Raw genomic sequence first — 24,027 nt, forward strand, 5'->3', positions numbered from 1 at the left:
CCCGGGACGCTTTCACAGCTACCAACTCAGCATCAATTGACATTGAACTGATCTTAAGGTGGGTTTGGGCGAAATCATGTGAGAAGGCTGACAACATCGAGCTCAAGCGTTGAGCCCGTCGCCGTGCTCACCGAGCCGCGGCGGCGGCCGATAGTCGGGCTGATAGCCAGAGACACGCACCGGATTTCCGACGAGACGTAAATCACCTGCCCGCACAACGATTTCCGGCGTCGACTTCAGCGCCTCGGGCAGGGTGGAGACGGCCGCGGCCGGCACTCCGAGCGGACGCAGCCGCCGTTCCCAGCCGGCGGCGGTATCGGTCGCCAGCATCGCCGTGACGACACCGAGCACCTCGTCTCTTCGGGCCACCCGCTGGGCCATTGTTTCGAAACCGCCGATACCCGCCTCCGCGGCAAAGGATTTCCAGAACCCGTCGTGCGTGATGAACAGCGCCAGATACCCGCTGGCAGTCGGAAATAGCTGAGCGGGAACGTAATACGAATGCGCGCCATAATGCCGCCGTCGCGGCTCGATGCCCTCGTTGAGGTAGCCGGCGGCGTGGTAATTCAGCTGCGAGAGCATGACGTCGCGCAGCGATACGTCCACCTGTCCGCCGCGACCCGAAACGATCATGGCCAACAATCCCAGTGCCGCACACATTCCGGTGGAGTTGTCCGCCGACGAGTAGCCGGGCAGTGTCGGCGGCCCGTCCGGCTCACCCGTCAAAGCCGCGATGCCGGTGGCTGCCTGGATCACGTAGTCGAAAGCCGGATCATCGCCGCCGTCCAGACCGTAACCGGTGATCGCCACGCAGACGATCCGTTCATTCCACCGGCGCAGGGCCTGGTAGGTGAGCCCCAACCGGTGAATGGCCGACGGCTTGAGATTGACCAGAAGCGCCTGCGACTGGGCTGCGAGTTTACCTATGCGTTGTTGTCCCGCTTCAGAATTCAGGTCCAGGCAGATGCTCGACTTGTTGCGGTTGAGGCTGGCGAAGTAGCTTTCCCCCACGCTGCGGGAGATCTCCCCGCCCAGCGGCTCGATCTTAATCACCTCGGCACCGAGATCGGCCAGCAGCATGGTGGCATACGGGCCGGCCAGCATGGTGCCGACCTCGAGAATCCGTATCCCCGCCAGCGGACCTCGACCAGTCACCGCAACTCCGTTGCCAGCGAAGCGATCATCTCGCGGGTCCGGCGTTTGGACGCGACGAGTTCGCCGCGGTTGCCGCCGATTGGCAACAAGCGCACCGACAGATCGGTCACGCCGGCGTCGGCGAATCGGCGCAACCGGGCCAGGATGGCGTCCTCGTCGCCGGCCGCGCAGATGTCGCCGACGTCTTTGGCATCGCCGTAACCCAGCAGCCGCTGGTAATTCGGCGATACCCCGGCCTCGCCCAGGATTCGGTTGGCACGCTCCCGTGCGGCGTCGACTTCGTTTGTGCTGCAGAGACATACCGGGACGCCGGCGACGATGCGGGGCGCCGGGCGACCGGCGTTGTCGGCGGCCTTAGTGATCCGGGGCACGACGTGCTCGGCGACGGCGCGTTCGTCGGCCATCCATAGCACGGTGCCGTCGGCCCGCTCTCCGGCCAACGTCAGCATCACCGGCCCGAGCGCGGCCACCAACACCGGCAGCGGCGCCACCGGCGCCAGGTCGAGCGGGTTGTGCACCCGGAAGGTGGAGTTCTCCACGTCAACCGGGCCGGGATTGGTGAAGGCCGCGTGCAGCACTTCGAGATAGTCGCGGGTGTAGCCGGCCGGGCGCTCGTAGGGAAGACCGAGCATGTCGTCGATGATCCAGTGGTGCGACGGTCCGACACCCAGCACCAACCGGCCCCCGGCGGCGGCGTGCACCGATAAAGCCTGGCGCGCCAACGCGATCGGGTGCTGCGCCTGCAGCGGAACGACGGCGGTGCCCAACTCGATGCGGCTGGTCCGCGTTCCCATCAGGGCCACTGCCACCAGCGCGTCGAAGTCGTTGGGGATCTGCGGAATCCACGCGCTGTCCAGGCCGGCGGTCTCGGCCCAGTCGATGTCGGCCAGCATCCGGATGACCTTGCGGGCCGAATCGCCGAGCTCCGGACCGACCATCACTCCGACGCGCATGGTTCCTCCGGGGCTGGTTGCGGGACGCCGGTCAAAGCGCGAATGTCACGTACCAGCACGTCCAGCGGTGTCCCGGTGGGGAATACCGCCGCGGCGCCGGCGGCCAGCAGCTTGGGCACGTCGGCATGCGGGATCGTGCCGCCGACGACGACGGCGATGTCGGCGGCGTCGGTGGCGCGCAGCGCTTCGATGGTGCGCGCGGTGAGCGCCAGGTGCGCACCGGACAAGATGCTCAACCCCACGACGGCCACGTCCTCCTGCACGGCTATCGAGGCGATGTCTTCGATGCGCTGCCGGATGCCGGTGTAGATCACCTCGAAGCCGGCGTCGCGCAGCGTGCGGGCGACGATCTTGGCGCCGCGGTCATGCCCGTCGAGCCCGGGCTTGGCCACCAAGATCCGGGTAGCCATCTAGAACACCACCGGCTGCTGGAATTCGCCCCACACCGCCTTAAGCGCGGCGACCATCTCACCGATCGTGCAGTAGGCGTTAGCGCAGTCGATCAGCCGATGCATAAGATTGTCGGCGCCTTCGGCACCGGCGGCCAGCGCGGCGAGTGTGGATTGCACCGCGGCAGTGTCTCTTTCGGCCTTGACCTGGGTCAGCCGCTTGAGTTGTAGGTCGCGCCCCTCGGCGTCGAGTTCGTAGGTGACGATGTTGGGCTCGGGCTCTTCGGAGACGAACCGGTTGACCCCGACCACCGGCCGCGTACCCGTCTCGATGTCCTTGTGCATCTTGAAGGCTTCGTCGGCGATCAGCCCCTGCAGGTAGCCGTCCTCGATGGCACTGACCATCCCGCCGTGCTTTTCGAGGTCGGCCATGATCTCGATGATGCGGGCTTCGGTGGCATCGGTGAGGGCCTCGACGAAGTAGGAGCCGCCGAGCGGGTCGGCGACCCTGGCCACGCCGGTTTCGTAGGCCAGGATCTGCTGGGTGCGCAGCGCCAGCGTGGTGGACTCCTCGGTGGGCAGCGCGAACGGCTCGTCCCAGGCCGCGGTGAACATCGACTGCACGCCGCCCAGCACCGCCGCCATCGCCTCGTAGGCCACCCGGACCACGTTGTTGTGCGCCTGCGGCGCATACAGAGACGCGCCGCCGCACACGCAACCGAAGCGGAACATCGACGCCCGATCCGTCTTGGCGCCGTAGCGTTCCCGCACCAGCGTCGCCCAACGTCGCCGCCCCGCACGGTATTTGGCGATCTCCTCGAAGAAGTCGCCGTGGGTGTAGAAGAAGAACGAGATCTGCGGAGCGAACTCGTCGATGGTCATCCGGCCGCGTCGCACCACGGTGTCGCAATAGGTCACGCCGTCGGCCAGGGTAAAGGCCATCTCTTGCACAGCGGTGGCACCGGCGTCGCGGAAGTGCGCACCGGCCACCGAAATGGCATTGAACTTCGGCACCTCGGCCGCGCAGAACTCGATGGTGTCGGCGATCAACCGCAGCGAAGGCTCGGGCGGCCAGATCCACGTCCCGCGCGATGCGTACTCCTTGAGGATGTCGTTCTGGATGGTGCCGGTGAGCTTGGCCCGCGGCACGCCCTGGCGCTCGGCCGCGGCGACGTAGAACGCCAGCAGGATCGCCGCCGTGCCGTTGATGGTCATGCTGGTGCTGATCTTGTCCAGCGGGATGCCGTCGAACAGGACCTCGACATCGGCCAGCGTGTCGACGGCGACGCCGACTCGGCCGACTTCCTCGACGACGTCGGGGTCGTCGGAGTCGAAGCCGCATTGGGTGGGCAGGTCGAGCGCCACCGAAAGCCCCGTTCCACCCTGGTCCAGCAGGTAGCGGTACCGGCGGTTGGATTCCTCGGCGGTGCCGAATCCGGAGTATTGGCGAAACGTCCAGAGCTTGCCCCGATAGCCCGACGCGAAGTTCCCCCGGGTGAACGGAAACTCCCCCGGCGGCGCGGGTTCAGCCTCGCGGTCCGCCGGCCCGTACACCGGCGCAAGTGGGATGCCGGATGAGGTCTGAGCTTCATTATCCATCGATGAATAACGTACTTGCAAAAAAAGAGAATGCCAATACCGCTGGTTTGACCAGGTGAAATAGCAGAATGCTCGGCGGCGGTAGCGCTCGGCCCCATCGGCCTCGGCCGATCCGCGCACAGCTGCCGAAGGGCAACCAAGCAACGCATGACGGAGGGCGACATGACGGTTCCCCGGCCATCGGCGGCAGACCTGCGCGCCGCTGCCGAGCACTTCGGTTTTCACCTCGACGACGATGCCCGACAGGATTACCTGGCGGCCGTCACCCACACACTGCGGTCCTACGACGTGGTCGACGAACTCTACGACGACCTCTATGACCACTCACACCCCCCGCAGCCGCCCGATCGGGTCTACCGATTCCCGGAGCCGGGCGACAATCCGCTCGGAGCCTGGTATGTCACGGCCGAGATCGCCTCCGGCGCAACCGGCGGTCCACTGTCGGGCCGGACGGTGGCGATCAAGGACAACATCGCCGTGGCCGGCATCCCGATGATGAACGGATCACGTGCGGTCGAGGGCTTTGTCCCCAGCCGCGACGCGACCGTCGTGCAGCGCCTGCTGGGCGCCGGGGCCATCATCGCCGGCAAGAGCGTCTGCGAAGACCTGTGCTGCTCGGGATCCAGCTTCACCGCCGCCTCCGGACCGGTGCGCAATCCGTGGGACCCGACGCGGGAGACGGGCGGATCATCCAGTGGCAGTGCCGCACTCGTCGCCGCCGGTGACGTCGAGCTGGCCCTGGGCGGGGATCAGGGTGGATCGGTGCGCATCCCGGCCGCCCTGTGCGGCATCGTCGGGCTCAAACCGACCTACGGGCTGGTGCCCTACACCGGCGCGTTTCCCATCGAGCGGACCATCGATCACCTCGGCCCGATGACCCGCACCGTCGCCGATGCGGCACTGCTGCTCACGGTGCTTGCCGGACCCGATGACCACGATCCGCGCCAGCCGGCGACGATAACCCCGCTCGACTACCGCTCCGCGCTCACCGGCGACGTAACCGGGTTGCGGGTCGGCATTCTCACCGAGGGCTTCGGGTGGGCGAGCTCGCGGGCTGAGGTCGACGAGCTGGTACGGTCTGCGGCCCAGCGGTTCACCGAAATCGGTTGTACCGTAGGCGAGATCAGCGTGCCCCTGCACCGGCGCGCGATTCACGTCTTCAACGTCATCATCACCGACGGCGCCACCTACCAGATGCTGGAGGGCAACGGATACGGGCTCGGCGTAAGCGGACTATACGACCCAGAACTCATGGCGCACTTCGCAAGACAGCGCGTGGTCAACGCCGACCAATTCGCCAGCACCATCAAGGCGACGGCGTTGTGCGGCCACTACAGCCGAAACACGCTGGGCGGCGCCTCCTATGCCAAGGCAGGTAATCTGGTGCCGCACCTGCGGATAGCTTACGACCGGGCGCTCGACAGATACGACGTGCTGGTGATGCCCACGGTGCCCGGCACGGCCAATCCGCTGCCAGAAGGCAGCCCGCGGGATGTCGGGTTGCTACCACACACATTTGGCAAGGCGCTCAACACGGCGCCCATGGACATCACCGGGCACCCCGCAATCTCGGTGCCGGCCGGCCTGGTCGACGGGCTTCCTGCCGGAATGATGATTGTGGGCAAGCGATTCGACGATGCCATCGTATTGAGAGTTGCCGCCGCCTTCGAATTGCTGTGCGGGGGCTTCCCCGCCGCTCCGGGCTGATTGCCTAAGCTCGGCAAAGGATTTCGCCGTGCGGCATCGCCAGCCAGCCGTCCGGGGCGCTAGCCCAGGCCTGCCACGCCGCCGAGATCTCTTTCAGCTCAACTATTGTGGCCATGCCCGAGTCCACAAGTTGACGAGACAGGTCCGACTGCAGGATGCGGTCGGCCCACATTCCGCCCCACCAGTCGCGGGTCTCGGCCGTCGCAAAACACCAGATGCTGCCGGTGGGCGTGATGTCGTCGAAGCCGGCCGCCAGCGCCCACGACAGCAGCCGCCGGCCCGCGTCCGGCTCGCCGCCGTTGGCGCGAGCCGCCCGGTCGTAGAGTCGCAGCCACAGGTCCAGTGCGGGCAGCCGGGGAAACCAGATGAATCCGCCGTAATCGGCATCGCGAGCCGCCACAACTCCGCCCGGCGCACACGCCCGCCGCATCTCCCGCAGTGCCTGCACCGGATCGGCGACGTGTTGTAACACCTGGTGGGCATGGACGACATCGAAGGTGTCGTCAGGAAAATCGAGCGCGTGCACGTCGGAGGTCACGAATGAGACGTTCGGCACGCCGCGCCGCTCGACCTCAGCGCGGCCCAGGCTCAATGCGTCGTCGGTGCGCTCGACTGCCGTCACCCATCCCGGCGCCACCCGGGCGGCGAGGTCGACGGTGATCGTCGCGGGCCCGCAACCGACGTCCAACACCGTTATCCCCGGCTTCAGGTGGGGCAGCAGGTAGCTGGCGGAATTCTCCGCGGTGCGCACTCGATGACTGCGCAGCACCGACTCGTGATGTCCGTGGGTGTAGCTGGTCGCAGAGCGGTCGTTCATGGCGGTTCCCTTGGTCGGCGCGTCTTCGGCGTCGCCAGCCTATAAGGGCAACTCACTATTTGAAATGGATGTCTCATTATATGAGACGCTAGTCGAGCGGGACGTTGAGAATCGGGCGGTCGACGTCGGCGCCGGGACCGTCGAAATGCCACCACTCGCCGGCGTACACTTTCAGCCCGCCGTACTTCATGGCCTCCCGCAGCGCGGCCCGGTTCGCCTGAGCCGCCACGGTCACCCCTTGGGTCGCGAATGCCGTTGCTCGCGAAGAGAAATCGTCGAAATCTGTGCCCATGTCGGCCAGGCACAATCCGGCCACCTGCCGTTCGGTCGGGCAGTTTTGTTGTGGGCTGGTGAACGTCACATCGACCGAGCGGCCGGCCTCGTGACTGCGGGCATACGGTCCCGGGCGCGCCACCCACGTCGGGTCGGGAACCGCGTTGAACATCTTGACCTGCGCCTCGTGTGGCCGATAGCAGTCCCAGAAGACCAACACGTGCCCCTGCGGGCGCAGTGCCACCGCGGCCGCCGCAAGCCCTTGGGCCATCGATTGGTGTACCAGGCACCGGGCGTCGGCCGGATAGAGCTGGGTGTGGGTGAAATTGTTGGTCGTCGCGTAGCGCAGGTCGATGATCGCGTCGGCCACCACGCTTCGGATGTCGACGAACCCGGCCGCGTGCGCCGCGTCGCTGAGCGGCGGTACGCCGGGGCCGGACGGGACCGTGGTCCCGACGGGCCGCACCGACAACCGGGGCGATGCGACACCGGCGTCCTGACACCCACCCGCAACCGCGATGAGCAGCGCGGCGACCACAACCGGACAGAGTCGCCGCATTCCAGGCATCCGGACATTGTCGCGGGTGCTCGTGCCCAATTGGGCGCAGCCACACGCAGGTCGGCGAAAGTCGGCAAACGCTTTACCGAACCGATACCGGCTGTGCGACGCGGGCTACGAACCTCGCCTCAGTGCTCGTCGTAGTGACCGTCGTGGGCGGCATGGCGGCACCCGTCGTGCACATAGTCGACGTGGTCGCCGTGCGGAACCGCCACATGTCCGCAGCCCTCGCCATGAGTGTGATCGTGCCCCTCGTGCATCGCGTGGCCGCCGGCCGGTTCGCATTCGTCGAAGTGATCGTCATGCTGTCGATGCAGGTGACCGTCGTGCACATAGTCGACGTGATCACCGTGCGGAATCGCGACATGCCCACACCCGTGCCCATGCGGATGGTCGTGACCCACATGCTGCTCGTGAGCTACAGCGTTCATTTGGTCCTCCTGGCAACCGATTTCGACGGCTTGGCGTTGTTGGTCAACGACTGCCGCACTTCCATGGTGAGCCATCCGCCACCCCAGACAAGAGCAGAAAGTCACCGACAAGGCTGGCTCCCGCCGGGGAAGGCAAGGTCAGCCGATCAGGGGACGGGCCGATCCGCCCGAACCCACTTCAGGTGATGTCGCCGTCGACGTAGCGCTGCAGGTTGGGCGCAAGCGCTGCCACCGCCTCGTCCTCGGGCATCGACGCGATCGGCTCGATTTTCCAGACGTAGCGCAGCAGGGCGAAGCCGATCAGCTGGCTGGCGATCAACCCACTGCGACGCAGCCGTTCGCCCTCGTCGTCACCGAGTGTCGACTCACCGATCAGCCCGCGCTCGACGATCAGCCGGAGCTTTTCGCGGGTCGTTGGTTCGTGGGCGGCGGTCAGCACCACCGCGCGCAGCGTGGGGCCGACCTCTGCATCCGTCCAGATATCGAGCACGTTGCGGATCAGTTGCCCGCCCAGCTGGTCTCGTGGCGTGGCCCAGGTCTTGGCGACCGAGTCGAGCCACTTCTGAGGTGGCGCGGTCGCCGCGTCGAGCAGGCCTTCCTTGGAGCCGAAGTAGTGGTAGATCAGCGCAGGGTCGACGTCGGCGGCGCGGGCGACGGCGCGGATCGCCGTGCCGGCCCAGCCGTGTTCGGCGAACTCGTCGCGGGCCGCGGTGAGAATGCGCGCCGCCAGCACGCCACGGTCATCGCGCGGGCCGGGGGTGCCGGATCGTGTCGCCACAGTCACACCATACCCGCGGAATTTCATCTTGCGTTGAGACTAATTTCAACGTAGCGTGAAATTATGACGACATCGCTCAACGGTCCGCAGACCACCGGCCGGCAGTACCGCAACCTCAGTGAGCCTCGCTACATCTCCCGCACCGACACCAACGCGGCGATCACGGTCCGGGACGGGACGATGTTGTTGGCCGATGTGCATCGACCCGATTCCGACGGCCGCTTCCCCGCGCTGCTGGCCGCCTCGCCCTACCCGCGACAGATGCAGGACTTCGGCGCACCCGCCGGCTTCATCGAGGCCGGCGCGACCGACTTCTGGGTTTCGCGTGGCTATGCGCACGTCATCGCCAACCTGCGCGGCACCTGCGGGTCCGGCGGCACCTTCAGCTTCTTCGACGCACAGGAGCGCCAGGACCTCTATGACCTTGTCGAATGGGTTGCCGCACAGCCCTGGTGCGACGGAAACGTCGGCATGATCGGCATCAGCTACTTCGCGATGACCCAACTCGAAGCCGCCGTCGTGTGCCCACCGCACCTCAAGGCGATCTTCCCCCTGGCAGTGACCACCGACCTCTACGAGGGAGCCAACCACCACGGCCTGCTGAGTTCGTCGTTCGTCACCCCGTTCCTCGCGATGACCGGCCTGACGGCCGAGCGCAGCGACAAGCTCTGGCGCAGCAAGCCCGTCGGTCTGGCTCGCCGGGTGCTCACCAGCCCGCGGGTGCACAAGAAGTTCGCAACCCTCAACGGGGAGTCGGCGCTCACCATGCTGCGCCAGCTCCTCCGGCTGCCGCACAATCCGCATCCGTGGGACGAGCTGTGGCTGGACGCCGCGGTCCGGCATCCGACCCGTGACCAGTGGTGGCAGGAGCGAAACCTGTTGCCGTTACTGAAGGAAATAGACATCCCGGTGTACCTCGGCTGCGACTGGGACAACGTGCCACTACACCTCCCGTCGACATTTGCCACCTGGAACGCATTGTCGGACAACGCTTGTGTTCGAATGGGCCTACTCGGGAAGTTCGGCCTGACCTGGCCATGGGAAAGTCTGCACGTCGAAGCGCTTGCCTGGTACGACCACTGGCTCAAGGGCCGCGACACCGGAATCCTCGACGGGCCGCCGATCCGCTATTTTCTGCCGGGCGCTGACGAATGGCGTACCGCCGAGTCATGGCCGCCGTCGATGACACCGCACCGCGAACTCGCCCTGTGCGCCGACGGCGCGTTGCGCGCGGACGAGGGTGGGCCGGGCAGCCGCGAATTCATGGTGCTGGGTTCGGGATTGGGCCGCGTCAAGCCGAGCGCTATCGATCCACCGTCGATGCTGACCTGGACCGGCACCCCGTTGAGCGAGGACCTCGATGTCGTCGGCGACATCGAGCTGCGACTGGTGGCATCGGCGACGGCGATCGACACCGCGTGGATTGCCACGCTGCAGGACGTGGCGCCCGATGGCCAAACCACCGATGTGACGGCGGGCTGGCTGCGCGCCAGCATGCGTGCGGTCGACGAGGCGGCCAGCCGGCCCGGGGCACCATTATTGCCCTGTACCAACGCTCAAGGGATACCGGTAGGACAAGACGTCGTGTATCGAATCCCGTTGGTTGCCAACGCTCGCCGGTTCAAAAGCGGACACCGAATCCAGCTGCTGCTCACCAGCGACGACCAAGATCCGTCGGTTCCCGCCATGATGGGGTTCCGGCATGCCAGCGTCGGTACCAGCAGCCTGAACACCGTCCGCTCGTCGTCGCGGCTGCTGCTCCCGGTACTCGGCTAGCCTATTTCGGGCAGATCGCGGCATCGCCCAATAGCGGTAAATACCGATATTTCATGACGGTTTCGGTTAGGCGAAGATACGGCAGCTTTGGAAGTCGATGAGCACCATTGCCATTGGCTCAGCTATAACGTTGCCCGGATGCGCGGATCGAACACGTATGAGAGATGCTGGCGCCCAGCATTTCACGTTGTCGTATCGGCATTCGTCATTGCCTTCACCGTCATTGTCGCATCTCCGATAGCTCATGCGGCCGCGGTGACCGCAACCTTGGCGGTGACCTCGCAGTGGAACACCGGATTTGTGGCCAACTACAAGATTGTGAACTCGGGCTCGGCTCAGCTAGCCGACTGGAAGGTCGAATTCGATTTGCCCGCAGACGAATCGATCACCAATGTGTGGAGTAGCAAGCTGGCTCAGTCCGGGACGCACTTCGTCCTGACCCCCGAAGACTACAACCGGACGATTGCGCCCGGCGGCTCCATCAGCATTGGCTTCCAGGCCGCGCTGACCGGCGCCTATTCACCACCGGCGAATTGTCTGGTCAACGAAGAGCCCTGCACCACCGGATCGACCCCGAGCACCACGACTACGACACCGACGACCACCACGCCGACGACCACGACTTCGACGACGGGATCTGCCACCCCCGGCGCGGCGACCGCGACGTTGTCGGTGACCTCGCAATGGAATACCGGCTTTGTGGCCAACTACAACATCGCCAACCCGGGCGCCGCACAGCTGAACGATTGGAAAATCGAATTCGACTTGCCCGCCGGCGAATCCATCACCAATGCGTGGAACAGCAACCTTGCCCAATCCGGTACGCATTACGTCCTGACTCCCGAGTCTTACAACAGCACAATCGCTCCGGGCAATTCGGTCACCGTCGGTTTCCAGGCCGCCCAGACGGGCGCGTATGCGCCACCGGCGAATTGTCTGCTCAACGGCCAATCCTGCACCGGCGGATCGGCGTCAACCAGCCAGTCCTCGACTCCGACGACAACCACGAGCGCCACCACCAGCGGCACCCAGATTTGCGATCAGTTCGGCACGACGACGATCGGAGGCGCCTACGTCGTTCAGAACAATCGGTGGGGCACCAGCGCCGCGCAGTGCATCAACGTCACCGCTACCGGGTTCGCCATCACCAAAGAGGACGGCTCGGCACCCACCAATGGCGCTCCGCTGTCCTATCCGTCGGTCTACCTGGGCTGCCATTACAGCAATTGCTCCCCGGGCAGCAGGCTGCCGGCCCAGCTGAGCCAGCTCACCAGTGCTAACAGCAGCGTCAGTTACAGCTACGCCAGTGGCACTTACGATGCGGCGTACGACATCTGGCTGGATCCGACACCGAAGAAGGACGGCGTCAACCAGATGGAGATCATGATCTGGTTCAACCGCCAGGGCTCCATCCAACCGGTCGGCGCACAGGTCGGCACGGCCACCGTCGGCGGCCGCAATTGGGATGTCTGGCAAGGCAGCAACGGCAGTAACAACGTGATCTCCTACGTCGCGCCGACGCCGATCAATTCGTGGAGCTTCAGCGTGCTGGATTTCGTCAGCGACGTCCGCAACCGGGGCACGATCACCAATTCCTGGTACCTCACCAGCATTCAGGCCGGATTCGAGCCGTGGAACGGCGGCGTCGGTCTTGCCGTCAATTCCTTCTCGGCCACCGTCAACTGACCAGGCTTCACTAACCGTCAGTCCGGGCATATCCGGCACGACCACGTGCCTCGACAGCCCATCCGGAACCGAACACCCGGGAACCGGGGGGTGCCGGGTGTTCGTCTTTCCCGACTGCTAACCGCGGCTTCATATACACTTCATATATTTAATTTTTAAGTTTATTAAGCACAATGCGCGGTTCTCCCCTAAGCTGCCACTAACGTTGCAGCCGCTTCTCAGCGTGGTGCAGACCGTTCGCTACCCAACGAACAGGGAGGCATGAGCCGGTGTGTGCCAGCTTTTCGCGCCAACCGCCGACGGCGGAACTGCCGAAGGTGACAGTAGCGGCTGCGGCGGACTCGTCGTCGACGACCGCCGGCTACCGATCACCCGCCGTCGATTCCGCCGCTTGGCGAGCCATGCTTCGGCAGGCGGTCCTGGCCACTGTCGGGGAGTTCGTCGTGACGCGCTGTGCATCCCAGCTCGACGAGGCGGCTTCGGCGGCCGCGGGCGAAATCTTGTTGACGTTCGTCTCAAGCGGCAAATGCCTGCGTTCCACCTTCATGTACCTGGGCTGGCTGTGCGGCGCCGCGCCGAGCCGCGCGGCCCTGTCGGCTGCGGCGAGCTTGGAACTACTGCATGCGTTTGCGCTCCTACAGGACGACGTGATGGACCGATCGTCGCAGCGGCGCGGCAACCCGGCCGTGCACATCCAGCTGGCCGAGTGGTACCGACGACGTGGATTATCCGGGCCGGCAGAGCGATTCGGCGAATCGGCGGCCATCCTGCTGGGCGACGTCTGCCTCATCTGGGCCGAACAGATGCTGCGTGAAAGCGGTGTCGAAGCCCGCCGGCTGCAGCAACTGTGGCCGCGATACGACGCGATGCGCATCGAGCTGGCGGTAGGCCAATTCGCCGACTTGGCCAACGATATCCGCGACCAGCCGTCGCTGCGGACCGTCCTCGACATCGCGCGGCGCAAGTCGGGCAACTACACGGTGCGCCGACCGTTGGAAATGGGCGCGGCGATGGCCGACTGCGACGATCGCACATTGACTCAACTCGGGCTCTACGGCGCCGATGTCGGCGAAGCCTTCCAGCTGCGCGACGATCTACTGGGCGTGTTCGGCCCGCCCGCGACCACAGGCAAACCCAACGGCGGGGACCTGCTCGACCACAAAGCCACCAGCGTGGTGGTGGCCGCCCATGAGATGGCCGACCAGTCGGCACGCCGGGAGCTTGCCGAGCTGGTGCGTGCCGATCACCTCGACGATGCGGCGCTCGATCGCTTCCGGGCGGTAATCATCGCGACGGGTGCCGCGCAGCGCATCGAGGGCATGATCAGACGCCGCGTTGAACGTGCTCGAAATGTCCTGGACCACATCGTGATCGACTGCACCGCACGCACGGCGCTGGCTACCTTGGCGGAGGCCTGCGTGGAGCGCACCGCGTGAGAGGAGCCCGGTAATGCGGACCATCCAGGGACGCACCGACCACGTGGTGGTGATCGGTGCGGGATTGGCGGGGCTGTCCACCGCACTGCATCTGGCCGGGCGCGGCCGCAGTGTCACCGTGGTCGAGCGCGAACCGTGGCCGGGCGGGCGCGCGGGGCGACTCGACGTCGGCGGTTACCACATCGACACCGGCCCAACGGTGCTCACCATGCCCGACATCATCGACGACGTATTCGCCGCCGTAGGCGAAAACGGCTCTGGCCGCTTGGAACTGCTCCCGGTCGACCCCGCTTACCACGCGATGTTCGCCGACGGCAGCTCTCTCGACGTGCATTGCGACGCCGACCGGATGGCATCGGCCATCCAGACGTTTGCCGGCGGCCGGGAGGCCGCCGGCTACCGCCGGTTGCGCGAGTGGCTGACGCGGCTGTACCGCACCGAAATAGACGGGTTCATCGCCGCCAATTTCGACTCTCCATTGTCGCTGCTGACACCACAGCTGGCGCGGCTGGCGGCGATCGGTGGATTCCGCAACTGGGACGCCATGGTCGGGCGCTACCTCAGCGACCCGCGGCTGCGGCGGATCTTCACCTTCCAATCGCTGTACGCCGGCGTGGCCCCGCGCGACGCCTTGGCGGCGTATGCCGTGATCGCATACATGGACACCGTGTCGGGAGTGTTCTTCCCGCGCGGCGGCGTCCGAGCGCTACCCGATGCGCTGGCGGCCGCCGGAACCTGCGCCGGCGTGCGGTTTCATTACCGTTGCAGCGTCACCGAACTCGAACGCAGCGGCAACCGCATCACCGCCGTGCGCACCGACCGGGGACAGCGCATCCCCTGTGACGCCGTCGTGCTCACCACCGAACTACCGACGACGTACCGACTATTGGGCCGCACCCCGCGTCGGGTCCGTGCGTTGCGGGCCTCGCCGTCGGCCGTCGTCGTCCACGCCGGCTGCCACCGCGTCGCGTCGGCGGATCGTCCGATAGCCCACCACACAATCCTTTTCGGTGCAGCGTGGGAGCAGACTTTCACCGATATCATTCGTGACGGCCGGCTGATGCGTGACCCGTCGCTGCTGGTCACCCGGCCGACAGCGAGCGATCCGACGCTGGCCCCCGCCGGCCGCGACCTTTTCTACCTGCTTGCACCGGCACCCAACCTTGCCGCCGGCGCGGTCGACTGGCCCACCGCTGGCAACGCCTACGCGGAATCGATCGTCGACACCGTCGCCGTCCGGCTGCTGCCGGAGCTTCGCCGCAGCGCCGATGTGCTCGACGTTGTCACCCCGCTCGATTGGGCGCGTCAGGGCATGGCGGCGGGCACACCGTTCGCGCTGGCGCACACGTTCGGTCAGACGGGGCCGTTTCGACCGGCAAACATGGTGCGCGGCGTCGACAATGCCGTACTGGCGGGGTCGTCGACCATTCCCGGCGTCGGCGTGCCCACCACGCTCATCTCCGGGCGGCTGGCCGCCGATCGCATCACCGGCGCCGTGCGCCGACCAGCCCGCAACTTTGACATGAAAGTCGACGTGAAAGCGCAGATGTCATGATTCACAACGAATTAGACGCCGCCGATATCCACGATCCGCGGCTGCGCGGGGCGTATCGCCGCTGTCGGCGGATCAATGCCGCCCACGGCCGTACCTTCTTCCTCGCCACCCGATTGCTGGCGCCGGACCAACGACCGCCGGTGCATGCACTGTACGGTTTCGCCCGTCATGCCGACGACATTCTCGACTCGCTTGATCCCGAACTGGGCATGGACGTTCGCGCCCGGCGGTTGCAAGAGCTTTCCGATCGGTTCTTCGCCGGCGCCGGCCTCACCGACCACCCGGTGCTGGTAGCCGTGCGCCACACCGCGCGCCGGTACGACATCAATATCGAGCTGTTCGAAGATTTTCTGGCATCGATGCGAATGGACCTCACGGTCACCGACTACCCCAACCGCGACGTACTCAACGACTACATGCGCGGCTCAGCGGAAGCTATTGGACTGCAGGTACTTCCGATCCTGGGCACCGTGGTGCCGGTTGCGGAGGCAGCCCCGCACGCCGCCGCCCTCGGACGCGCTTTCCAGCTCACCAACTTCATCCGGGACATCGACGAAGACTTGACAAGAAACCGGGTCTACCTGCCCGCGGACGAGCTAGCCGGCGATGGCGTCGACCGGGATCTGTTGATGTGGTGCCACCGGAATCGGTGCACCGACAACCGGGTACGTAACGCGTTGGCGGCTCAGCACGCGATCACCAGGAACCTCTACCGGTTCGCCGCCGACGGGATCGCCATGCTGGCGCCTCGCTCCCGGCCGTGTGTGGCAACCGCTTTGACGCTGTACTCCGAAATTCTGGATCGCATCGAAGACGACGATTTCGAGGTGTTCAGTCACCGTGCCACCGTCGGGCAGGCACGACGGCTACGGGTCGCCGGAGCCGGATTGATCCAAGCCTGGCTGGCCCGCAACAGTGATCCGGCCGAGCCGGGTGCCGCATGAGCGATCACTGGCAATACCTGCTGGTCCTGGCCGCCTGTCTGGCGATCACCGCGCCGTTGGAGTTTTTCGGCAACGGCGTCTACCGGCAACCGCTGCGGCTGGCGAAAACGGTGCTGCCGGTTGCGGCGGTGTTCCTCCTCTGGGATGAGGTAGCCGTCGCCGCCGGAATATGGACCTACGACCCGCGTTATATCAGCGGCCTGTCGGTTCCGTTTCGAGTGCCGGTCGAAGAAGTGCTGTTCTTCGTGGTGATCCCGATCTGCGCGCTGCTGACCTACAATGCCATCGGCACGATTCTCGAACGGCGCAGCCGTCAGTGACCGGGCTGGGATATACGCTGCCGGCCGTGCTCGCCGTGGTGGCCGTCACCGCACTGGAGCTGAAGCTCTTGCGCACCGGCGTGTTTCGGCGCCCGGCGTACTGGGTGTCGATGCTGATCGTGCTGGGATTTCAGATCCCGGTCGACGGCTGGCTGACCAAACTCAGCTCGCCGATCGTCAGTTACGACGAACACCAAACGACGGGCCTGCGGTTCCCGCTCGATATCCCGATCGAGGATTTCCTGTTCGGTTTCGCGATGGTCACCGCCGTCCTGCTGCTGTGGGAGCGCCGGCATGTGCGTCGATGAGGCCGGCGCCGGCTAATCGCGGATCGAGCCGGAGGAGGCCTCAATGCTGTCGGCAATGGCGCGCATCGCTATCGCGGCACCGCGACGGATCATCGCGGCCGCGATCCTGGTGATGGCCGGCGCTGCCATCTTCGGTATTCCCGCCGCAACCAGTCTGGCCCCCGGCGGGTTCGTAGATCCGGCATCCGAATCCGCCCGCGCCGCAGCCGTACTCGCTGACAAGTTCCACCGGGGCGACATGGAGATGGTGCTGCTGGTGAGCTCGGACAGCGGCGTGCAAGACGGCCCGGCGCGGGCCGTCGGAACGGATATCGCGCGACAGCTTGCCGAGTCACCATTCGTTGCTCAGGTCGTATCCCCCTGGGACACACCCCGGCCGGCCCCCGGCATGGTCAGCACCGACGGCAAGTCCGCGATAATCCTGGCCGCGCTCAAGGGAAATGAAAGCAGCGCACCCGCGCACGCCCGGGCCCTCGCAGACCGGCTCGCGCAGCACCGCGACGGTGTCACAGTACTGGCCGGCGGCGCGGCGATGGTCTACGCACAGGTCAATCAGCAGACCCAAAAAGACTTGCTGCGAATGGAATTCATTGCGATACCGGTGAGTTTCGTCGCGCTGGTCTGGGTATTCGGCGGGTTACTGGCCGCGGCATTGCCGGTAGCCGTGGGCGGCTTCGCGATCCTGGGTTCACTCGCGGTGCTGCGCGGGATTGCCCTGGTCACCAACGTGTCGATCTTTGCGCTGAACGTGACGATCGCGCTGGGGATGGCCTTGGCGATCGACTACACCTTGTTGATCGTCAGCCGGTACCGCGATGAGCTCGCCGACGGACGGGACCGTGACGACGCCTTGGTGCGCACCATGACGACGGCCGGGCGCACCGTGCTGTTTTCCGCGATGACGGTTGCCCTGTCGCTGGTCGCCATGGTGGTTTTTCCCATGTATTTCCTGAAGTCCTTCGCCTATGCCGGCATCGCGGTCGTGGTCTTTTCCGCGTTGGCGGCCGTGGTGGTGGCGCCGGCGGTGCTGGTGCTATTGAGTGGCCGGCTCGATGCGCTCAACGTACGACAGCTGGGCCGGCGGTTATCAGGCCGTCCCGAGCCGACGCGGCAGCCCGTAGCGCAGAGTTTCTGGTACCGCACAGCCAAATTCGTGATGCGTCATGCCATTCCGGTGGGCCTGGCCATCATTGCGCTATTGATCGCGTTGGGAATACCGTTCCTCGGCATCAAGTGGGGCTACCCCGACGACCGGGTGTTGCCGTCGTCGGCATCGGCGCGGATGGTCAGCGATCGGATCCGCAGCGACTTCACCTCCAACTCCGCAACCAGAGTGACGATCGTCATCCCCGACACCGCCGGCCTGACACAGCCAGACCTCGACGAGTACGCAGCACAGCTGTCCCGGGTGCCCGATGTGGCGGCGGTGTCCGCGCCGACGGGCACGTTCGTGGCCGGCCGGCTCACCGGGCCGCCGTCGGCACCGGCCGCAATGGCAGCCGGCAGCGCATACCTGACCGTGGACAGCACCGCACCGCTGTACACGCCGGCATCAGAGACCCAGTTGGACCGTTTGCATGCCGTCCCGTTGGCGGGCGGTCACCCGGTCCAGATGACGGGAATCGCTCAGATGAATCACGACTGCGTCAACGGGATCACGTCACGATTGCCGGTGGTGTTCGGTTTCATCGCGGCGGTCACGGTGGTGCTGCTATTCCTGATGACCGGCAGTCTGGTGTTGCCGATCAAGGCGGTGCTGCTCAACATGCTTTCCCTCACAGCGGCTTTTGGCGCGCTGGTATGGGTCTTCCAGGACGGGCATCTGGGCGCGCTGGGCACCACACCGACCGGTACGATGGTCGCCAACATTCCGGTGCTGATGTTCTGTATCGCATTTGGATTGTCGATGGATTACGAGGTCTTCTTGTTGGCGCGCATTCGCGAATACTGGCTGCAGTCACCCCGGACACGCGCCGACAACGACGAAAGCATCGCGTTGGGTCTGGCCCACACCGGAAGGGTGATCACCGCCGCCGCGCTGTTGATGTCGATCTCGTTTGCGGCGCTGATATCCGCTGACGTGTCTTTTATGCGCATGTTCGGAGTGGGTCTGACGATCGCGGTGCTGGTCGACGCGACCCTGGTACGGGCGCTGCTGGTACCGGCTTTCATGCATGTGTTCGGCAGCCTGAACTGGTGGGCGCCGCGACCGCTGGCCGGCTTGCACCGTCGGATCTTCGCCGGTGGAGCCGGCAAAGCCGGTGAAGTCGATGAAGCCGGTGAAGTCGATGAAGCCGTGGGCGCGGCCCGCACGGCCAACGGCTAGCTACCGCGTTTCCGCAGCGGCACTGTTAAGACTATTAAGGACCGCGTCGAGGACCACGTGAAAGGGGCACCGGCTAAGCTATCGCCTTATCGCCATGAAGGATGCAGGCAAGTGACCAAGCGCGTCGCTGCGAATCGACAGCCGACTCGGGCTGAGTTGGAGAGGCTGCTGTCGGCCGACCTCCGGACGATCACCGCTCATTCCGACCGGGTCGGCCGCTATTATGCTCGGCAGAACGATTTGAGCCACGGCGACTTTCACGCACTGCTGCACCTCATGGTCGCCGAGACAGCGGGCACACCGTTGACACCTGCCCAGCTCAGCCAGCGCCTGGACGTGTCGGCGGCGGCCATCACCTATCTTGCCGATCGCATGATCGACGCCGGACATGTCCGCCGTGAACCGGATGTCGAGGACCGCCGCAGGTCGCTGCTGCGGCTGCAGGACGGCAGCATGCAGTTGGCTCACGAGTTCTTCCGGCCCCTGGGCGAACATCTCCGTGCGTCCCTGGCCGAGCTGCCTGACCGGGATCTGCGCAGTGCCCACAAGGTACTTACCGCGATGATCGCGGGGATGTCTGCATTTGAAAGCGAGCTCTACCCGTCGCCGACGGAGTCGTCGGCGCGGACCGAGGAATCGTCGAAGGCGGCACCCGGCAGGCGACGAAAGCCGCCGTCGAAACCGGCGACGGCCGAGCCGGGGCTGGCTACCGGATCGGGGTCACGCCGACGGCGCGCAGCGCGTTGAGATCCGTTGCGCCACAGCAGTGCAGGCAGATGCGAAGCTCCTCGATGAACGGTTGCAGCCGGTCTTCGACGGCATCCGGGGACTCAATCGCGGGAGCCAGCAGCGGGCGAGCCATCGCAACCACATCCGCACCCAGGGCGATCGCTTTGGCCGCGTCCATCCCGGTGCGGATACCGCCGGAGCCGACCAGCGGAATCGTCGGCAATGCTTGGCGCACCTCGACGATCGCCTGGGCCGTCGGTATGCCCCAGTCGGCCAGGTCCGGGTAGCGCAGTTCACCGTAGCGAACCAGCTGCTCGACTCTCGACCATGAGGTGCCCCCGGCGCCGGCCACGTCGATACCGGACACCGGCAAATCGCCGGGCAGCTGGGTCAACAGCGCGACCGCCCGAGCGCCGATACCATGGCCCACTTCCTTGAGCAGCAACGGGCAGTCCAGCGCGCCGGCGACATCGCACAGCCGTTGCAGCGATCCGGTGAAGTCGGTGTCCCCGTTGTTCTGGATGGCCTCTTGTAACGAGTTAACATGCACCGCAAGGGCATTGGCTCCCACCCGGTTTAGGGCGCTGCTGATGTCGGGCACGGCGGCTTTCGTCAGCTGCGCCAAGCCGATGTTGCCGATCAGCAGCACGTCCGGGGCCACGTCACGCACTTCGAAACTGGCCGCGGCCCGATCCCCCCGTGATCTGTCCAGCATGATCCGCTGCGATCCGAGCATCATGCCAAGACCAAGCCGCTGCGCGGCGGTCGCCAAATTGCGGTTGATCGTTCCCGAGAGTTCGGCGCCGCCGGTCATCGCACCGATCAGGATCGGCGCACGCAGGCGCATCCCGAAGAAGTCGGCCGACATGTCAATGTCGTGAAGGCTGGTTTGGGTCAGGGCGTTGAGCGGCAAGCGATAACGCTCCAGCCCGGTCGTTACCCCGGCGAAGTCGACGTCGCCGTTGAGGCACACATCGATGTGGCGCCGTTTGCGACGCCCCATTTCGGCCGGATCGGTCGTCACGGGACACCGACAAATGTTGTCATCGCGATCCTCGTCGACGTAATCAGGTGCCGCCCCAGCGTAGCTTAGCGGTCCACAGTTTTTGTTAAGAGATTGAAATGTTAAGCAGGCTTCGCCGTCGTCGATCGGCGACCATGGGATGACCGCGGGCGAACCTAGGGGTGAACCGGGTGCAGCGCGACGAGCCCGGCCAGTAGCGCGACGGCCATCACGACATGAATCAAGGTGAAGGAGTGGGCCCACAGTGGATGTGTCGCGCTGTATTGGTTCACCGAGACCGGCAACGGAACCCGGCTTCGACTCCATCCAATCCGGTGCAACACCTTGTTGAAGGAGATAGCGACGACGAGGCAGGCCCCGGTCCAGAGCGGAAACGCGAGCACGGGGGCACCAGCACGCCCGATCGCCCAGGCGATCGGTGCGCCGATCAACACGATGCCAAAGCCGACGAGCACCCCGATGTTCTTCCACTGCTCGAACATCTGAACGTAGTACCGGGAGCACTCGGCGAGCCGGGCGTATGTGGTCGTGCCGGGCCAGACGTCCTGAGCCAGGTCGATCCCGATCACGCCGAGTGAGAGCCAGAAGCCACCGACAAGGATTGCCAGGCCGAATGACGACGGATCCGCGGCGAGCGCGACGCCCAGGAAGAGCACGATGCATGCGAGTAACACGAACGCGAGTGCTCGGACAGCCCAAACGATCGGCAGGGCGGGAGTGTCTTCACGAGTTCGACGACGAGCGACGAACAGTCCGTCCTCGCTCACCGTTGTCACCGGGCCGGCGCGCAGTATTGCCTCGACCATCGGCGCAAGCATCCTGCGCAGCGATCCCGTCAGCCAAAAGTGGTGGCCTGACAAGACCAGCGCGGCGGCTCCGGCCGCGACCGTCCAGCCCGGCGCGCCGCCCTGAACGGCGGCCCAACCGATCCATCCGAAGGCGGCGAGCAGCCAGAAGCGATCGAAAGCCTTGGCGCGTCCTAGGTATTCGTGGATGGCAACCAGCGTCAGCGGGCTCGGTGCTCGCGCCAAGCACAGCACCGTGGAAAATCCCATCACCGCGGGCACCAGCAGCATGGCGCTCGCATTGACCAGGGAGGTGAGGGCGCCGGCGGCGTCCGAAACCATGGCTTGACAGTATTCGGCACTAGGCAGCTGCGCCCGCCGTCGCTTACATCCGGGTCGACAAGGGCTCCACCGCAACGACTACCGCCGAGGGCTTCGCCAAAACCGCAGTCAGCATGGGCGTCGCGGCCGAGTCACCGTAACTTCGGGCTACTCGTCAGACCACCAACACCATCGTTGTCCCCGAGGTCGGCGTCCGGCCGCAGGGCCTCGCGGTGGTACGGCAGCGGGTGAAAGCCCAACTCGCCGAGGACACCTCACCGCAGCTCCACCTAGCACGAGGGGCTGGCGTGGCCAACCCCGTCTTCCCATAGTTCTTGAAGCCACATCATGATGCCCGTAGGCGCGACCCACTGGGGTCGGCAGCTATGAACGACAGGTGGCAGGATGATCGATCAGAAGACTGTTCCCTTGCTCCCGGTTGCGCCGGCGGAACCTCCCGAGCCGCCCCGGCCGCCGGCGCCGCCGGCGCCCACCGTGGCATTGTCCGGATCAGGCGCGTGGGCATCGCCACCGTTGCCACCGCCGCCACCGCTGGCTAAGGGGGTAGAGCTGTCGCCGCCGTCGCCGCCCATGCCGCCGACGCCGAAGCCGATTCCAGTCGTGGAGCCGTCACCACCCCTCCCACCGTCCCCGCCGACGGTGCCGTTGCCCCCCGCCCCGCCGGTGCCGCCGGTCGCGGTGCCGGCAGCGGCGGCGTTGGTGAGTTCCGCACTGCCGCCGGCGCCGCCGAAACCGCCTTCGCCGATTCCGAAGCCGCGGCCACCGTCGCCTCCTGCGCCGCCGATTGCGTCCCCGGTCGCGGAAGCGCTGCTGGCGGAGCCGCCGATTCCGCCGTGGCCGCCGCCCACGGCACCGCTGCCGCCCGCCCCACCGTTGCCCGCGGTCGCGGTGCCCGTTGCGGCGGCGTGAGTGATGGATGCGCTGCCGCCGGATCCTCCGTTCCCGCCGGCGGCCTTGTTGCCGCCGGCGGTGCCGTTGGCTCCAGCGCCGCCTATGGCGTTTCCGCCTCCGTTGTTGATCGCGGTCCCGCCGCTCCCGCCGTTTCCGCTGCTTCCCCCGCTCATCTGGGCGATGCCGCCGGCCCCCCCGGCGCCGCCGATTGCGTCGCCGGTTCCGTTGTTGATCGCTGCACCGCCGGTGCCGCCGTTTCCGCCGGCCGAGTATCCGACGCCGCCCTTACCGCCGATACCGCCGATTGCGTCACCGGGTCCTTCGTGTTGGCCGGCCCCGCCGGTGCCGCCGTTACCGCCGCTGCCGGCACCGATGGCGGTGCCGCCGTCACCGCCGGTGCCGCCGGTACCGGCAAACAAACCGCTCTTGCCGCCGGTCCCGCCGTCGCCGCCGGCCCCACCGCCGAGCGCGGAGTTGCCACCGGTTCCGCCGGTGCCGCCGTTACCGTGGCTGCCGCCATCGCCGCCGGTCCCGCCGTTGCCACCCGATGCACCGAACGGCGCCAGGGGGTCGTCGTCGGCGTCATAGCCGCGGCCACCGGTGCCTCCGTGGCCGCCGTTGCCGCCGACGATGGCGCCAACCGCGCCGTTCGCACCGTCGGCGGCGCCAGGGCCACCCGCTGCACCGCCGGTGCCGCCGACGCCCACGCTACCGGGGTCGCCACCGTTGCCGCCGGTGCCGCCGACGGTGGTGGCGTTGCCGTTGCCGCCGGTACCGCCATTTCCTGGTGCTCCGGCGTTGCCGCCGGCGCCGCCGGCCCCGCCGTCGCCGTGAGCGCCTGCCGCGCCGAATAGCGACGAGCCGTGCCCGCCCGTTCCACCCATTCCGCCGTTGCCGCCGTGGCCGCCGGCGCCGCTATTGCCGCCGTTGCCGCCCGTTGCCCCGACGGTAGCGGCGTCCCAGCCGGCACCACCAATCCCGCCGACCCCGCCGGCCCCGCCTACCCCGCCCGGGCCGCCGGCGCCGCCCGAGCCGTATATGAAGCCGCCGTTGCCACCCGCTCCGCCCAGACCCGCGTTGCCGCCGTCCCCGCCCGGGCCGCCAGTACCGGCGACAGATGTCGCAGTGCCCGGAGCGCCCGCGGCACCAGCTGCGCCCGGTGACCCGGCCCCGCCCACGCCGCCGGCCCCGCCGTTGCCGAACAACACCGCGCTACCGCCGGCGCCGCCGATTCCGCCGGTGCC

20 protein-coding genes and 1 pseudogene are annotated in these 24,027 nt (G+C 66.5%); 10 read left to right on the forward strand and 11 right to left on the reverse strand.

What is annotated here, in order from left to right; genetic code table 11:
* Positions 1-102: 102 nt before the first annotated feature.
* The 4 genes from B4U45_RS10115 to B4U45_RS10130 are packed head-to-tail and all read right to left on the reverse strand — an operon-like array spanning position 103 to position 4,096.
* Positions 103-1,155, reverse strand: coding sequence for a CaiB/BaiF CoA transferase family protein (locus tag B4U45_RS10115; protein ID WP_082275335.1), 1,053 nt, complete (start codon positions 1,153-1,155; stop codon positions 103-105).
* Positions 1,152-2,108 (reverse strand): LLM class F420-dependent oxidoreductase, encoded by a 957-nt coding sequence (locus B4U45_RS10120; protein WP_075546426.1) that lies wholly within the window; start codon positions 2,106-2,108, stop codon positions 1,152-1,154. The genes B4U45_RS10115 and B4U45_RS10120 overlap by 4 nt, the downstream gene beginning before the upstream one ends.
* Positions 2,093-2,518 (reverse strand): cobalamin B12-binding domain-containing protein, encoded by a 426-nt coding sequence (locus tag B4U45_RS10125; RefSeq protein ID WP_075546425.1) that lies wholly within the window; start codon positions 2,516-2,518, stop codon positions 2,093-2,095. Before B4U45_RS10125 ends, B4U45_RS10120 begins: the two co-directional genes overlap by 16 nt.
* A complete protein-coding gene (locus B4U45_RS10130) occupies positions 2,519-4,096 on the reverse strand; it encodes a methylmalonyl-CoA mutase family protein (RefSeq protein WP_083155490.1) in 1,578 nt (525 codons plus the stop codon). It lies immediately after the preceding gene.
* Between the two features lie 162 nt (positions 4,097-4,258).
* On the opposite strand from B4U45_RS10130, the gene B4U45_RS10135 reads away from it, so the two are divergent.
* Positions 4,259-5,803, forward strand: a complete 1,545-nt coding sequence (locus tag B4U45_RS10135; protein WP_075546491.1) for an amidase — start codon at positions 4,259-4,261, stop codon at positions 5,801-5,803.
* A 4-nt stretch (positions 5,804-5,807) separates the two neighbouring features.
* Here B4U45_RS10135 and B4U45_RS10140 read toward each other — a convergent pair whose 3' ends face one another.
* The 4 genes from B4U45_RS10140 to B4U45_RS10155 form a co-directional block, all read right to left on the reverse strand.
* On the reverse strand, positions 5,808-6,620 hold the full coding sequence (locus B4U45_RS10140) for a class I SAM-dependent methyltransferase (protein ID WP_219859389.1): 813 nt from the start codon (positions 6,618-6,620) through the stop codon (positions 5,808-5,810).
* Between the two features lie 88 nt (positions 6,621-6,708).
* Complete coding sequence (locus tag B4U45_RS10145) at positions 6,709-7,452, reverse strand: M15 family metallopeptidase (RefSeq protein ID WP_082275334.1); 744 nt, start codon at positions 7,450-7,452, stop codon at positions 6,709-6,711.
* 128 nt (positions 7,453-7,580) lie between these two features.
* Entirely contained in the window at positions 7,581-7,883 is a 303-nt protein-coding gene (locus tag B4U45_RS10150) for a hypothetical protein (RefSeq protein ID WP_082275341.1), read from the reverse strand.
* Positions 7,884-8,061: 178 nt separating this feature from the next.
* Positions 8,062-8,661 carry a TetR/AcrR family transcriptional regulator gene (locus tag B4U45_RS10155; RefSeq protein ID WP_240316508.1) on the reverse strand — a complete coding sequence of 200 codons (600 nt, stop codon included), beginning with the start codon at positions 8,659-8,661 and terminating at the stop codon, positions 8,062-8,064.
* A gap of 63 nt (positions 8,662-8,724) precedes the next feature.
* Here B4U45_RS10155 and B4U45_RS10160 point away from each other — a divergent pair, with 63 nt between their 5' ends.
* The 9 genes from B4U45_RS10160 (at position 8,725) to B4U45_RS10205 (ending at position 19,759) form a co-directional block, all read left to right on the forward strand.
* Positions 8,725-10,437 (forward strand): CocE/NonD family hydrolase, encoded by a 1,713-nt coding sequence (locus B4U45_RS10160; RefSeq protein WP_075546422.1) that lies wholly within the window; start codon positions 8,725-8,727, stop codon positions 10,435-10,437.
* 138 nt (positions 10,438-10,575) lie between these two features.
* Positions 10,576-12,123 carry a cellulose binding domain-containing protein gene (locus B4U45_RS30365; protein ID WP_082275332.1) on the forward strand — a complete coding sequence of 516 codons (1,548 nt, stop codon included), beginning with the start codon at positions 10,576-10,578 and terminating at the stop codon, positions 12,121-12,123.
* A 401-nt stretch (positions 12,124-12,524) separates the two neighbouring features.
* On the forward strand, positions 12,525-13,559 hold the full coding sequence (locus tag B4U45_RS10175; protein WP_082275340.1) for a polyprenyl synthetase family protein: 1,035 nt from the start codon (positions 12,525-12,527) through the stop codon (positions 13,557-13,559).
* Between the two features lie 13 nt (positions 13,560-13,572).
* A complete protein-coding gene (gene crtI / locus B4U45_RS10180) occupies positions 13,573-15,114 on the forward strand; it encodes a phytoene desaturase family protein (RefSeq protein WP_083155483.1) in 1,542 nt (513 codons plus the stop codon).
* A complete protein-coding gene (locus tag B4U45_RS10185; protein WP_075546419.1) occupies positions 15,111-16,058 on the forward strand; it encodes a phytoene/squalene synthase family protein in 948 nt (315 codons plus the stop codon). The genes crtI and B4U45_RS10185 overlap by 4 nt, the downstream gene beginning before the upstream one ends.
* Positions 16,055-16,378 (forward strand): lycopene cyclase domain-containing protein, encoded by a 324-nt coding sequence (locus tag B4U45_RS10190; protein ID WP_075546418.1) that lies wholly within the window; start codon positions 16,055-16,057, stop codon positions 16,376-16,378. Before B4U45_RS10185 ends, B4U45_RS10190 begins: the two co-directional genes overlap by 4 nt.
* A complete protein-coding gene (locus B4U45_RS10195) occupies positions 16,375-16,686 on the forward strand; it encodes a lycopene cyclase domain-containing protein (protein ID WP_075546417.1) in 312 nt (103 codons plus the stop codon). The genes B4U45_RS10190 and B4U45_RS10195 overlap by 4 nt, the downstream gene beginning before the upstream one ends.
* 43 nt (positions 16,687-16,729) lie before the next feature.
* Positions 16,730-19,012: an MMPL family transporter gene (locus tag B4U45_RS10200; RefSeq protein ID WP_075546416.1), complete on the forward strand. Its 2,283-nt coding sequence runs from the start codon at positions 16,730-16,732 to the stop codon at positions 19,010-19,012.
* Between the two features lie 111 nt (positions 19,013-19,123).
* A complete protein-coding gene (locus tag B4U45_RS10205) occupies positions 19,124-19,759 on the forward strand; it encodes a MarR family winged helix-turn-helix transcriptional regulator (protein WP_082275331.1) in 636 nt (211 codons plus the stop codon).
* Here B4U45_RS10205 and fni read toward each other — a convergent pair.
* From fni to B4U45_RS10220, 3 genes and pseudogenes are all read right to left on the reverse strand, one after another.
* Positions 19,719-20,744: a type 2 isopentenyl-diphosphate Delta-isomerase gene (gene fni / locus B4U45_RS10210; protein ID WP_167381699.1), complete on the reverse strand. Its 1,026-nt coding sequence runs from the start codon at positions 20,742-20,744 to the stop codon at positions 19,719-19,721. The genes B4U45_RS10205 and fni overlap by 41 nt on opposite strands.
* Positions 20,745-20,920: 176 nt before the next feature.
* Positions 20,921-21,892 (reverse strand): hypothetical protein, encoded by a 972-nt coding sequence (locus B4U45_RS10215; protein ID WP_075546414.1) that lies wholly within the window; start codon positions 21,890-21,892, stop codon positions 20,921-20,923.
* Positions 21,893-22,284: 392 nt separating this feature from the next.
* Positions 22,285-24,027, reverse strand: a pseudogene (locus B4U45_RS10220) (PE family protein); the annotation flags it as partial.

This window comes from Mycobacterium persicum (assembly GCF_002086915.1).
In the GTDB taxonomy this organism is placed as follows: domain Bacteria; phylum Actinomycetota; class Actinomycetes; order Mycobacteriales; family Mycobacteriaceae; genus Mycobacterium; species Mycobacterium persicum.